Origin of the sequence: Archangium sp. (assembly GCF_036277355.1) — a bacterium.
Lineage (GTDB): Bacteria > Myxococcota > Myxococcia > Myxococcales > Myxococcaceae > Archangium.
Genome location: NZ_DASUNC010000037.1, coordinates 32,464 through 45,085 on the forward strand (window position 1 = coordinate 32,464; position 12,622 = coordinate 45,085).

13 protein-coding genes are annotated in these 12,622 nt (G+C 70.1%); 6 read left to right on the plus strand and 7 right to left on the minus strand.

The window, feature by feature from the left end; all coding sequences use genetic code 11:
• Nucleotides 1-118: 118 nt before the first annotated feature.
• Nucleotides 119-1,294: a DUF6051 family protein gene (locus VFZ09_RS09060; protein WP_329727108.1), complete on the plus strand. Its 1,176-nt coding sequence runs from the start codon at nucleotides 119-121 to the stop codon at nucleotides 1,292-1,294.
• A 44-nt stretch (nucleotides 1,295-1,338) separates the two neighbouring features.
• Here the strand turns inward: VFZ09_RS09060 and murQ are convergent, their stop codons facing one another.
• The 7 genes from murQ to purM form a co-directional block, all read right to left on the minus strand.
• On the minus strand, nucleotides 1,339-2,271 hold the full coding sequence (gene murQ, locus VFZ09_RS09065; protein ID WP_329727109.1) for an N-acetylmuramic acid 6-phosphate etherase: 933 nt from the start codon (nucleotides 2,269-2,271) through the stop codon (nucleotides 1,339-1,341).
• Between the two features lie 23 nt (nucleotides 2,272-2,294).
• A complete protein-coding gene (rpmB, locus tag VFZ09_RS09070) occupies nucleotides 2,295-2,486 on the minus strand; it encodes a 50S ribosomal protein L28 (protein ID WP_043403428.1) in 192 nt (63 codons plus the stop codon).
• Nucleotides 2,487-2,586: 100 nt separating this feature from the next.
• Entirely contained in the window at nucleotides 2,587-4,107 is a 1,521-nt protein-coding gene (locus VFZ09_RS09075; RefSeq protein WP_329727110.1) for an NAD(P)-binding protein, read from the minus strand.
• Nucleotides 4,108-4,190: 83 nt separating this feature from the next.
• Nucleotides 4,191-4,952 carry an arginyltransferase gene (locus VFZ09_RS09080; protein WP_329727111.1) on the minus strand — a complete coding sequence of 254 codons (762 nt, stop codon included), beginning with the start codon at nucleotides 4,950-4,952 and terminating at the stop codon, nucleotides 4,191-4,193.
• A gap of 100 nt (nucleotides 4,953-5,052) precedes the next feature.
• Nucleotides 5,053-5,532 carry a DUF523 domain-containing protein gene (locus VFZ09_RS09085; RefSeq protein WP_329727112.1) on the minus strand — a complete coding sequence of 160 codons (480 nt, stop codon included), beginning with the start codon at nucleotides 5,530-5,532 and terminating at the stop codon, nucleotides 5,053-5,055.
• Nucleotides 5,529-6,191, minus strand: a complete 663-nt coding sequence (gene purN / locus VFZ09_RS09090) for a phosphoribosylglycinamide formyltransferase (protein ID WP_329727113.1) — start codon at nucleotides 6,189-6,191, stop codon at nucleotides 5,529-5,531. The genes VFZ09_RS09085 and purN overlap by 4 nt, the downstream gene beginning before the upstream one ends.
• Complete coding sequence (gene purM / locus VFZ09_RS09095) at nucleotides 6,188-7,225, minus strand: phosphoribosylformylglycinamidine cyclo-ligase (protein ID WP_329727114.1); 1,038 nt, start codon at nucleotides 7,223-7,225, stop codon at nucleotides 6,188-6,190. Before purM ends, purN begins: the two co-directional genes overlap by 4 nt.
• Nucleotides 7,226-7,437: 212 nt before the next feature.
• On the opposite strand from purM, the gene VFZ09_RS09100 reads away from it, so the two are divergent.
• From VFZ09_RS09100 to VFZ09_RS09120, 5 genes are read left to right on the plus strand one after another with little or no spacing between them, the layout of a single operon-like run.
• Complete coding sequence (locus VFZ09_RS09100; protein ID WP_329727115.1) at nucleotides 7,438-8,088, plus strand: Crp/Fnr family transcriptional regulator; 651 nt, start codon at nucleotides 7,438-7,440, stop codon at nucleotides 8,086-8,088.
• A 1-nt stretch (nucleotide 8,089) separates the two neighbouring features.
• The gene (locus VFZ09_RS09105; RefSeq protein ID WP_329727116.1) at nucleotides 8,090-8,845 is read left to right on the plus strand and encodes a 3',5'-cyclic-nucleotide phosphodiesterase; all 756 of its coding nucleotides are present in this window, start codon (nucleotides 8,090-8,092) and stop codon (nucleotides 8,843-8,845) included.
• Between the two features lie 40 nt (nucleotides 8,846-8,885).
• A complete protein-coding gene (accD, locus tag VFZ09_RS09110; RefSeq protein WP_329727117.1) occupies nucleotides 8,886-9,731 on the plus strand; it encodes an acetyl-CoA carboxylase, carboxyltransferase subunit beta in 846 nt (281 codons plus the stop codon).
• Nucleotides 9,732-9,743: 12 nt separating this feature from the next.
• Nucleotides 9,744-11,048, plus strand: coding sequence for a folylpolyglutamate synthase/dihydrofolate synthase family protein (locus VFZ09_RS09115; protein WP_329727118.1), 1,305 nt, complete (start codon nucleotides 9,744-9,746; stop codon nucleotides 11,046-11,048).
• A gap of 9 nt (nucleotides 11,049-11,057) precedes the next feature.
• On the plus strand, nucleotides 11,058-12,335 hold the full coding sequence (locus tag VFZ09_RS09120; protein ID WP_329727119.1) for an alpha/beta fold hydrolase: 1,278 nt from the start codon (nucleotides 11,058-11,060) through the stop codon (nucleotides 12,333-12,335).
• Nucleotides 12,336-12,622: the final 287 nt, after the last annotated feature.

Genomic DNA, 12,622 nt, shown 5'->3' on the forward strand with positions numbered 1-12,622 from the left:
CGCCACCTTCTCGGGATGAACCGGGGGCAGGGCAGGGTGATGGGTGGCCCTGTCCTGCCCTTCGTCCTCATGACACCATGGGGGCGCGGGAGGGCGGTCTCCCGGCGGGAGGGGTTGCATGAGCTACATCGGCACGTACCGCAGGCTCGCCGAGGCCTTTCAGGACGGGCGGGGTGCTGGAAGCATGGACACCGGGCTCGTCCTGCATCAGCGCCGGTTCCGCTCCGCGTCCGAGCCGTCCGGCGGAAGCCCCCCGCCGTTCCCGGTGCCCGAGGCCGCTCTCGAGCCGGAGTCCCACAAGGGCCTGCTCGACCGGGACGAGGGCGTCGAGGAGAACCTCGACTTTCCGTACCGCGTCCTCGCTCCGCCCGGCTGCGAGCGGAGCTCTCGAGGCGTGCTCCTCCTGCATGGCCTCAACGAGCGCCGCTGGGAGAAGTACCTGCCGTGGGCCAGGGCCCTCGTCGAGGGGCTCGGCGTCCCCGTCATCCTCTTCCCCGTCGCCTTCCACATGGACAGGTCCCCGGCGCTCTGGTCGGACCCTCGCTCCATGCGGCTGCTCAGCCGCGAGCGCATGCGCCGCATGCCGGAGCTCGAGGCCTCCAGCTTCGCGAACGCCGCCCTGAGCACCCGCATCCACGCCCGGCCGGAGCGCTTCGTCTGGTCCGGTGTCCGCACCCTGAAGGATGTCTCGCGCCTGGCCGAGATCGTCCACCGCGGAGAGGAGCCGCTCCTGGCTCCCGGCGCCCGGCTGGACGTCTTCGCGTACTCCATCGGCGCGTTCCTGGCCGAGCTCCTCTTCATGGCCGATGAGGGCGGGCGGTTCGCCGACTCCCGGCTCGTGAACTTCTGCGGGGGTTGTCTGCTGTCACAGACGTCGCCCCTGGCCCGGGAGATTCTCGACAGCGCGGCCGCTCGCGCGCTGCACGTGTTTCTCGATCAGCTCGACTCGCACAAGCAGCTCCGGCCCGAGCTGAGCCGGCTCATCTCCGAGGACGCCGTGGGCCAGGCCTTCGAGCTCATGGTGCGCGATGACCGGCTCCATGCCGCTCGTGAGGCCGCTCTTCAGCGGATCGGTCCGCGGGTCCGGGCGATTCCGCTGCGCAAGGACAGCGTGATGCCGGCCGAGGCCGTCGCGGGGACCTTGTCGGGCTCTGGCGCTCGGGTGGAGATCCTGGACATGGCGTACGCGTATGACCACGCGAACCCGTTTCCCCTGCAGGGCGCCGATGAGGCGGAGGTCGAGCGTGGGTTCACGGCCGTGTTCGACCGTGCGGTGGAGTGGTTGCGCGGGTAGGGACGGTGGGGGCTCTCGGGGGTGAACCCGAGGCCCGGGCACCCTCACCCCGTCCCTCTCCCGGAGGGCGAGGGGTGGTTGTCGGCCAGGTTCCGCAGGGGGGTCTGTTTCAGGCGGCGTCTGGCTTCCTTCGCGGTCAGTCCCGTGAAGTGCATCGCCAGCGCCACCTTCACCTCGTGGCCCGCCTGCTCCAGCAGTTGCTTCGCCGCCGCCGGCTTCAGGTCCGTCAGCTCCGCCACCATCCGCGCCGCCCGGGCCCGCAGCTTCTCGTTCGTGGGCCGCACGTCCACCATCCGTCCCCGGTACACCTTCCCCAGCGTCACGAAGGCCGTCGTGGTGAGCGCGTTCAGGAGCAGCTTCGTCGCCGTGCCCGCCTTCAGCCGCGTGCTGCCCGCCACCAGCTCCGGCCCCGTCTCGGCCAGCAGCACGTGGTCCGCCTTCGCCTTCGGGCCCGGCCGGTTGCAGCACACCAGCACCGTGCGCGCTCCCCGCCGCCGCGCCTCGTCCAGCGCGCCCAGCACGAAGGGCGTCCGGGCGCTCGCGGAGATGCCGCACACCACGTCCCGGGGGCCCACGCGCAGCCGGATCATCGACGCGGCACCGGCCTCGACGTCGTCCTCCGCGCCTTCCACCGCGCGCGTCATCGCCCGGCGTCCACCGGCGATCACCGCTTGCACCTGGGAAGGGGAGGCTCCGAACGTGGGCGGGCACTCGCTCGCATCGAGCACCCCGAGGCGCCCGCTGGTGCCCGCGCCCACGTAGAGCAGGCGGCCACCGTCCCGCAATGCATCCGCGACGATCCGAGCCACTCGCGCGACTTCCGCGAGCGCGGGACGGACCGCACGGACGGCGGCTACGTCTTCTTCATGCAACCGGCGGACGATCTCCTCCGTGGAGACGAGGTCCAGATCCTCCGACCGGGGGTGCTGCCGCTCGCTGGGCGGAAGCGCGGTCTTCTTCGAACGCGATCTTCCCACCCGCGAGCTCACGACGGGCTACCTCAGGCGGCCTTCGTCACCTTGCCCGCCTTGATGCAGCGGGTGCAGGCCAGCACGCGCTCCGTGCGCCCTTCGACGGACGCCCGGATCTTCTGCAGATTCGGGAGGGTCCGCTTCTTCGTCTTGTTGTTCGCGTGGCTGACGTTATTGCCCACGAGCGGCCGCTTCCCGCAGATGTCACACTTCCAGGCCATGACTGCCAACTCCTTGAAATCAGGGACGAAATGAGAGCCCGCCCTAAGAGAGCGGCGGAACCTACCTACAAACCACTGGAAAATCCAGTCTGATCGGCCCTCAGCGCTTGAGGACCGCCTTCTTCTTCATCATCTCCTGGACCAGGCGCACCGCCCGGGCTCCGGCCAGGAATTCTCCCTCGAGCCCCAGGCCGGGGAGGACCTCGCGCCCGGCCAGCAGCAGGTTCTTCGTGGGAGTGTGCTGCTTCAACCCCGAGACGCCCAGCACCGCTTCCGTGTCGAAGACGTAATGCGGGTGGGGCATGAGCCGGCTGCCCCGCACCGCTCCGGCATCCAGGTAGGGAGCCGAGCGCAGCAGGCGCTTGTCCTTCGTGAAGGGCATCAGCGCGTCCAGGTGGGCGTCGATGCGCATGGCCAGCGACTGCAGATAGCCCTCACCCAGGTCGCGCACGCTCGCCGGGACGAAACCCCCGGCGCAGATGACGCGCAGCGCGGGGTCCTCCTTGCCCTCGGGCGTGCGGGCGGGGTGCTGCTGGACGAGCAGGGGGCCGAGCTCGGCGTCCTGGGTGTCCATCAGCAACAGCTCGCCCATGCCGCGGGGCAGCACCGCCTCGGGCACCACCCAGTTCACCGCGAAGAGGAAGGACTTGAGGGTGGAGAGATCCAGCTGCTCGCTCAGGCCGCGGTGCTTCTTGCGGTCCGTGATGAGCCGGCGCAGCGCCCCCGCGTCCGTGGCGGACACCAGGCACGAGGCCCGGTAGAGCGTGTCCGAGCGCAGCAGCTTCACCGCGGAGAAGCGGCCGCCCTCGAAGTGCAGCTCCTCCACCACGTAGGTGTCCGTGTTCTCGGGGCTGAGCAGGTCTCCCCCCAGCTCCACGAGCCGCTCGAAGAGCAGCTTGCGCAGGCCATCGCGGCCGCCCGGGTAGCGCCAGGGGCTCTGCAGGGCCTGGGACAGGGGGCGCGTGCGCGCCAGGGGCGAGGCGGGCTGGTCCAGGTGGACGACGAAGGGCAGCAGGCCGCGCAGCAGCTTGGAGGGCTCGTCCTCTCCGGCCAGCCGCGGCTCCGTCTGGAGCCCGGGGTGCTGGCCCACGCGCTTCTTGAGGTTCCAGGACTCCAGGATGCCGTCCGGCGGCAGCGGCGGGCCTTGCTTCAAGAAGGCGTCGGAGGGCTCGTGCTGGAGGGCCGTGGCGGTGAGGTCCGCGAGGATGCGCTCGGCGTCGGCGTCGAACTCGCGCACCAGCTCGGCGCGCCGGCGGGCGGCGTCGGTGTGCAGGTCCACGCGGTGGCGCGGCATCACCAGCTGCAACTCGGGCGAGTGGGGCTGGAGGTTGCGCTGGAGCGCCGCGGTGAGCGACAGCTCGGTGAAGGACTCTTCCACCGCGGGCATCGTCTTGAGCGCCGGGGCGACGAAGGGGGCGTAGGGCAGCACGTAGCCGTCGTGCTCGTAGCCCGGCCCGGTCCCGTCGTGCTCCACCAGGAGAACGCTGTACCCCCGCTTGGCGAGCAGTGCCGCGGCGAGCGCCCCGCCCAGCTGGCTGCCCAGGACGATCACGTCATAGACGTGCCGGGAGGGGGCCGTGGTGGAGGGGAGCGGCTTGGATCTGGCGACAGGCGTCGACATTGCGGGGCGCACACTACACACGTTGCCGTGGGCCCGGCAGCGCTTTCCCGCCCAAGGGGTCCAAAAAGGAGGGAGGGGAGCCGCTACGGCGGGGGCTCTCCGGAGGGCTCCGGGGGAAGCCAGCGCGGGGGCTCTCCCGGCGCGGGACGGCCCTCGAGCAGCTCGTGGGGGCGGAAGGTGCCCTTGTAGCGCAGGGACGCGCACTCCTGGACGCGGTAGCCGAGGTACACGTGGGGGATGCCCCGCGCTCGCGCCAGCTCCACCTGGAACACCACGTTGGCGGAGCCCGGCGAGCAGCGCGCGTATGCCGGATCGAAGAAGAAGTACACCGCGCTCCAGGCGTGGGGCGTCTCGTCGCAGATGCCCAGGCCCACCAGCCGGGGCCCGCCCTCGGCGGTGTCGTCGTAGTACGCCACCTCGCGCGCGGACGGGTGGGGGAAGGCGAACTGGAGGAAGTAGTCGCGCATCCCGAGCGGTGAGGCGTCCCAGTCGCGCGTCTGTTCCCGCTCGGCGTGCCAGGCGCGGTAGAGCGCCAGCCGGGGCTCGTCCACGCGGGGCGGGCCCACCTCCACGCGGAAGTGGGCGCACGCGGCCCGGGCCCGGCGCTGGCTGCGGTTGGGCTGGAAGGTGGCCGTGGGGATGCGCAGCGAGACGCACCGGTTGCACGCCTGGCACGCGGGCCGGAAGTACAGCGGGCCGAAGCGGCGCCACCCGCGCACGAGCATCCGCTCGTACTCCTCGGCCGTCACGTCCTGCATCACCAGCTGCTCCAGCGAGGAGGTCTGGTCCGGCAGGTAGTTGCAGGGGCCGGGTGGCTCGACGGTATGTCCCAGGATGGTGGCCATGGCAGCCCACGCTCGGTGGGTGGGGGAAGGTCTAACAAGGGCGCGGCCCGGGGTCGAGGCGGCCTTCCGCCGGGTGCCGGGCCGCTCTTCTAGCGAGCCGTCACAGCTCCTCGTCGCTCACCACGATGAGCCCGGCCTGGGAGAGCAGGGCGGCCGTGACGCCCTGGCCCCGCACCACCTGGCCATCCACGTGTGTGCCCTGGGTGCCGCACGAGGGGCTGCGCTCCTTGAGCACCGCCACGCGCACCCCGAAACGCCGCGCCGCCGCCAGCGCCAGCTCCGCGCCCAGGCGGAAGGCCTCCGTCCGGTCCTTCCCCGACTCCACCTCCGCCGCCCGGGCCCGGCCCGCCAGCACCTCCGCGCCCGCGCCGCCCTTGAGCTCCACCGCCGGCCGCGGGATGCCCAGGCCCGCGCCCGTCTCCGGACACACGGGCACCACCTCCTTGCCCTCCAGCGCCTTCATCACCGGGCTCGAGCCCTTCGACTTGCCGTCGTACCGGCACGCCTCGCCCAGCAGGCACGCGCTCACCAGCACCACCGGCGCCTCGCGCAGTGCCGCCAGCCGCTCCTCGCGCGTCATCCCGGCTCCCCGGGGTTGCGCAGGCTCAGCTCGCCCACGGCCGGGCCCGCCGTCGTCACCACGCGCCCGCCCTCCAGCCGCACCGCGCCCGTGGCCACCAGCTTCACCACCAGCGGATACAGCCGGTGCTCCTCCTTCAGGATGCGCGCCGTGAGCGCCGCCTCATCGTCTCCCGGCAACACCGGCACCGCCGCCTGCGCGATGATGGGGCCCGTGTCCATGCCCGGGTCCACGAAGTGCACCGTGCACCCGGCCATCTTCACCCCTCGCTCCAGCGCCTGCCGCTGGGCATGCAGTCCGGTGAAGGCCGGCAGCAGCGAGGGGTGGATGTTCAGCACCTTGCCCGCGAAGCGCCCCAGGAAGTCCACGCCCAGCAGCCGCATGAAGCCGGCCAGGCACACCCACTCCACGCCCGCCGACACCAGCTTCTCCACCAGCGCCTTCTCGAAGTCCGCCCGCGAGCCGAAGGCCTTGTGCTCCAGCACCACCGCCGGCACCCCGGCCTTCTTCGCCCGCTCCAGCGCGAAGGCCGTGGGCACGTTGGACACCACCAGCGCCACCTCGGCCGGGAAGTCCGGCCGCGCGCACGCGTCGAGCAGCGCCTGCAGGTTGCTCCCACTGCCCGACACCAGCACGCCCAGCTTCGTCCGGCCGCTCATGCCTCGATGACCGCCGTGGCCTCGCCCTGGCCCGCCTCCACGCGGCCCACCTCCGCCGCCTCCACCCCGCGCCCCTTCAGCAGCGCCAGCGCCGCCGGCACGTCCGCCTTCGCCACCACCGCGATGAGCCCCAGGCCCATGTTGAAGGTGTCGTACATCTCCTGGCGCTCGACTCCGCCCAGCTTCTGGATGAGCTCGAAGATGGCGGGCCGCTTCCACGTCTTCTCGTCCAGCACCGCCCGCGTCCCGTCCGGCAGGCACCGCGGCAGGTTGCCCGGAATCCCGCTGCCGGTGATGTGCGCGAAGCCCTTCACCTTCACCGCCTTCGCCAGCGCCAGCGCGTCCTTCACGTAGATGCGCGTGGGCTCCAGCAGCGCGTCCGCCAGCGGCCGCTCCAGGCCCTCGGGCACCGCGTCCAGCTTCAGCTTCGCGTCCTCCAGCAGCACCTTGCGCGCCAGCGAGTAGCCGTTGGAGTGCAGGCCCGAGGAGCTCATCCCGATGAGCGCATCGCCCGGCGCCACGCTCTTGCCGTCGATGATCTCCGAGCGCTCCACCACGCCCACGCAGAAGCCGGCCAGGTCGTACTCGCCCCGCGCGTAGAAGCCCGGCATCTCCGCCGTCTCCCCGCCCAGCAGCGTGCACCCCGCCTGCTCACAGCCCTGGGCGATCCCCTTCACCACCTCGGCCGCGGCGTCCACCTCCAGCCGCCCCGTGGCGAAGTAGTCCAGGAAGAAGAGCGGCTCGGCCCCGCAGGTGAGGATGTCGTTCACCGACATGGCCACCAGGTCGATTCCCACCGTCCCGTGCCGGCCCGCCTGGAAGGCCACCTTCAGCTTGGTGCCCACCCCGTCCGTGCCCGCCACCAGCACCGGCTCGCGGTACTTCCCGGGCGGCAGGGCGAACAGTCCCCCGAAGCCGCCCACCCCGGCCACCACCTCCGGCCTCACCGTCCGCGCCGCATAGGGCTTGATGCGCTCCACGAACGCATCGCCCGCCTCGATGTCCACTCCTGCCTGCTTGTAGGTCGTTCCCACGGCCGGGCCTTCTATCGGCTTCCCCCTCTGCTTGTCTCGGCCGGAAGCACCCCGGGTGTCACATTCGCGTCGTCCTGGACGCGGGGGCTCCAAAGGGGGCTCCCAGGCGCCTCGGGTGGGGTGGGCGTCTGGACGACACCGAGGGTCCACAAGCCATCAAAATCCGGCCGGAATTTGACCCTGCGAGTGGGGACGGCTTAACTCGCCCTGCGATGGGCGCCGAGGAAACCCTCTTTCAGCGATTCGGCAAGGAATTCCCGAAGGGCACCGTCCTCTTTCGAGAGGGCGAGCCCGGCAAGGAGATGTTCGTCATTCAGTCGGGACGAATCGCCATCTCCAAGCGAGTGCGGGACGTGGAGAAGGTCCTGGCCGTGCTCGGCCCGGGCGAGTTCTTCGGCGAGATGGCCATCATCTCCAACAAGCCTCGCAATGCCTCGGCCAGCGTGAGCGAGGACGCCAAGCTCCTGGTGATCGATCCCAAGACGTTCGAGGGGATGATCCGCGGCAACGCGGAGATCGCCGTGCGGATGATCAAGAAGCTGGCGGAGCGGCTGTCCGAGGCGGACGCGCAGATCGAGAACCTGCTGCACGCGGATCCGGCGAGCCGGGTGGTGCACCACATCCTCCAGGTGTGCCAGACGCGCGGGCGGCCCATGGAGGAAGGCGTGGAGATCGAGCTGGCGGTGCGCGAGCTGCCCCGGCAGATCGGCGTGGGCGAGCCGGCCATCCGCAACATGCTGGATCGTCTGGAGCGGGCTGGCCTGGTGGAGCGCTCGGGTGACAGACTCACCGTGTATGACACCGCGCGCGTCCACGACTTCCTCCAATACCTGGAGATGAAGTGGAAGTTCGGAGAGCTCTAGCGTGAAGCTCCAGGTTCTCGGCTGCCATGGCGGTGAGCTTCCCTCGTGCCGCACCACGTGCTTCCTGGTGGATGACGTGCTCGCGCTGGACGCGGGCGCGCTCACCAGCACGTTGTCGCTGGAGCAGCTCTGCAAGGTGGACGACATCCTCGTCGGCCACAGCCACTTCGATCATGTGAAGGATCTGCCGTTGATGGCGGATCTGATCATCGGCCGGCGGGACAAGCCGGTCACCATCCATGCCTCGCGCGAGTGCGCCCGTGCGCTGCGCGAGAACATGTTCAACAACGCGCTCTGGCCGGACTTCACGCGCATTCCCACGCGCAAGGAGCCGGTGCTGCGCATCAAGCCCTTCCGGGCCGGCAGCACGTTCCAGGTGGGCCCGTACACGGTGCAGTCCATCCCCGTACACCACCCGGTGGAGTCCTGCGGCTTCGTGATCACCCGCGGCCGGACCTCCATGGCCATGAGCGGGGACACCGGGCCCACGGACAAGCTGTGGAAGGTGCTCAACCAGACGCCCACCCTCAAGGCGCTCCTGGTGGAGACGAGCTTCCCCAACGCACTGCATCAACTGGCCGAGGTCTCCGGCCACCTCACGCCGAAGATGCTCGAGGACGAGCTGACCAAGTTCCAGCGCAACGGCTGCAACGTGCTCGTCTACCACCTCAAGCCGGCCTTCCTTCCCCAGTTGAAGAAGGAGCTGCGGGAGATGCCGGTGGAGATCCTCGAGCTGGGCGATACCTTCGAGTTCTGAGGCTTGACGGGCCCCGGGGAGTGCGGTTAACCGCCCTCCCATGGCCTGGTTCTCCAAGAAGCCCCGTATCGCCACCGCCCCCGAGCCCATCGAAGCCCCCAGCCGCATGCAGGGGCTCTGGGCCAAGTGCGAGAGCTGCGACGAGATCATCTACCGGCAGGAGCTGGAGAAGAACCTCAACGTCTGCCCCCACTGCGAGCACCACCTCCCCTGGACGGCGCGCGCCCGCCTGACGTCTCTGTTGGACCCCGACAGCTTCGAGGAGTTCGACAAGGAGCTGGAGCCGCAGGATCCGCTCGGGTTCACCGACTCCAAGAAGTACAAGGACCGGCTGCGCTCCACCCGCAAGGCGCTCGGCGAGAACGACGCCTTCATCTCCGGCGTGGGCCGCATCGAGGGCAAGCCGGTGTCCGTGGGCTGCTTCGTCTTCGAGTTCATGGGCGGCTCCATGGGCTCGGTGGTGGGCGAGAAGGTCACCCGCGTCTTCGAGCGCGCCCATGAGCTGAAGTGCCCGGCCATCGTGTTCTCCGCCTCGGGCGGCGCGCGCATGCAGGAGGGCATCTTCTCCCTCATGCAGATGGCCAAGACGAGCGCGGCCATCGCCCGCTTCCGCAACGTGGGCAAGCCCTACATCTCCGTGCTGCTCCACCCCACCACCGGCGGCGTGGCGGCCTCCTTCTCGTGGCTGGGTGACATCATCCTCGCCGAGCCCAAGGCCCTCATCGGCTTCGCCGGCCCGCGCGTGATCGAACAGACCATCCGCCAGAAGCTCCCCGAGGGCTTCCAGCGCTCCGAGTTCCTCGTGGAGCACGGGATGATCGACGCCATCGTGCACCGCAAGGAGCTGCGCGCGAAGCTCGGCCAGCTCGTCACCCTGCTCGGCTAGTCCCCGCGAGTGATGACGCTGCCCCGGACGCCGGCGGAGGCCCTGGAGTTCTTCTCCCGGCTCAGCCCCTCCAGCATCAAGCTCGGCCTCGAGCGCGTGCGGGAGACCCTGGAGGCGCTCGGCCACCCCGAGCGCCGCTACCCCGTGCTCCACGTCGCGGGTACCAACGGCAAGGGCAGCACCTGTGCCTTCTCCTCCGCCGCGCTCCACGCCGCGGGCCACCGGGTGGGGCTCTACACCTCGCCCCACCTGGTGCGCGTCAACGAGCGCATCCGCGTGAACGGGGAGGAGATCTCCGACGAGGTGTTCGGCCAGCGCATTCTGGAGGTGCTCGAGCGGCACCCGGCCGCGGCCACCTCGCTCACGTACTTCGAGTTCGGCACCGTGGTGGCCTTCTGGCACTTCGCCCGCGAGGCCGTGGACGTGGCCGTGGTGGAGGTGGGCCTGGGTGGCCGGCTGGATGCCACGAGCGCCTGCGAGCCGCTCGTCACCGCCATCACCGCGGTGTCCTTCGATCACATGGAGTACCTGGGCAACACCCTGGGGGCCATCGCCGGGGAGAAGGCCGGCATCCTCAAGCCGGGCGTCCCCGTGGTGGTGAGCCGTCAGGAGCCCGAGGCCCTCGCCGCCATCGAGCGCAGGGCTGGGGAGGTGGGCGCGCCCCTGCTCCTCGAGGGCCGTGACTTCTCCGTGGTTCCTCGCCCGGACGGCCGCCTCGCCTACGAGGGAACGGGCCTCTCGCTGGAGGGCCTCACCCTGGGCCTCCGAGGGGAGCACCAGCGGCAGAACGCCGCGGTGGCACTCGCCTGCCTGGAGCAGCTCTCCGCACGCGGTGTCTCCGTCTCCCCGGAAGCCCTGCGGGCGGGAATCGCCGGGGCTCGCTGGCCCGGACGCCTGGAGGAGCTGGGCGGCTCGCCCCCCGTGCTGCTGGATGGCGCGCACAACCCCGCCGGTGTGCAAGTGCTGCTCGCGGGCCTGCGCTCCTTGTACCCGGGCCGCAAGGTCCACTGCGTCTTCGGCGTCGTGGCCGACAAGGACCGCGGACCGATGCTGCGCGCGCTCCTGCCAAGCTGTACCTCGGTCCACCTCACGCCGCTCGATACCCCTCGCTCGCTGGCTCCCGAGCTTTACCTCGACGAGGCGCGTGCGTGGTGTGCGGACGTGTACGCCTGGCCCTCGCTGGACGCGGCGCTGGCGGGCGCACGGGCTCGCGCCGCGCCGGCGGACGTCATCCTGTGCACGGGTTCACTGTTTTTGGTGGGGTCCGTGCGCGCCAGGCTCGGTGGAAACCTTGGCGCGTTGCATCACAGTTCGTAGATTCACGGTATGCGCTTGCCGGATTGGAGAGCGGCGACTCCAACGGGTCCCCATACACCGACGGTCGATGAGCTCGACTTCCGGTCGCTCTACCAGAAGACGAAGTACGTGGTGGAGACGGCCGATGGCTGGTCCCTCGTCATCACCCGCTATCGCCCCGTCAAGCAGCCCTTCGCGCAGCCCCTGTTCGGCGAGCCGCTGCTGCTGGTGCACGGCTTCTCGCAGAACCGGCACGCCTGGACGAGCGGCCAGTTCGTCAAGAACCTGCTCTTCTTCGGGGTGGACATCCACATCCTCGAGCTGCGCGGCCACGGCAAGAGCTCCATCGAGTTCCAGAAGGAGCGCGCCGCGCGCTTCCGCCGCCCGCTGCCGCAGGACCTGGACTACGGCTGGGACATCGACAGCTACTTCCTCTATGACTTGCCGGCGGCCGTGTCGGGGGTCAAACGCATCACCCGGCGCGAGCGCATCTTCTACTGCGGCCACTCCATGGGCGGCATGCTCGGCTACGGCTACGCCGGCATCCACGACGACTTCGATGGCCTCATCACCATCGGCTCTCCGGCGGACCTGGGCCGCGGCATCGCGGCGCTTCGCGTGCTGGCCCTGGGCACTCCGTTGTTGGGCGCGGCCATCGACACGGCCATCGCCGGCCTCAACCTGGAGGAGCGCGTCGGGCACACCGGGCGCATGCTGCTCGCGCGCGGGGCCTCCGCCGTCAACGAGAAGCTGGCCCGGTGGTTGGAGCCCAGGGACGGTCCCCAGCAGCACCGCTTCCACTACATCCCGGTGGATGACTGGCTGAAGTTCGCGGAGAAGCAGCTCGCCCGGGCCGAGGACCATCCCGTCTTCAACCGCCTCACCACCCGCATCAACCGGTTGAGCAATCCCGCTCGCGTCAGCTCCAAGGACGTGCGCTGGCTGCTGCGCGAGGGTGGAGAGCGCGAGCCTCGCAAGGTGGTGGAGCAGTTCGCCCGGTGGATCCGCCGCGGCGAGATGGTCTGCTACCGCACCGGGTACGACTTCAAGCGGGGCTTCTCGAAGATCCACATCCCCATGGCCATCATCTTCGGGGACATGGATCCGCTGGCCTCGGTGGAGTCCACGCGCAGCGTGTACCACGCGGCCCAGAGCGAGTACCTGCTGTGGCGGCCGGTGAAGGGCAACAGCCACATCGAGCTGACGATGGGGCACGACATCCGGCAGATCTGCTACGACATCAAGAACCTCATCGAGTACGCGCGCACCCACCGCACCCGCAAGCCGGCACTGCCCCGGCTGCGCTGAGCGGGCCGCCGCGCGAGGGAAGTGCTGCCGTCCGAGGGCTTCACTGGTAGACGTCTACCAGTGAAGACGCACATTGGCCTACATCACTGGTAGACGTCTACCAGTGCCACCGCTCGAGGCCGATGAACCGGATGCCGGGGTGTGGCCGTTCCAGGTGGGAAGTGCCCGGCCCGATGGCCATTTTCAGGGCACGAACCCACCACGCTCGCGGCGGGATTGCTGGAAAGTTGGAGCCCGAGTACCGCGTGCTAGCTTCGAGACGCCATGCGTCCGTCCAGAGGGAAGTC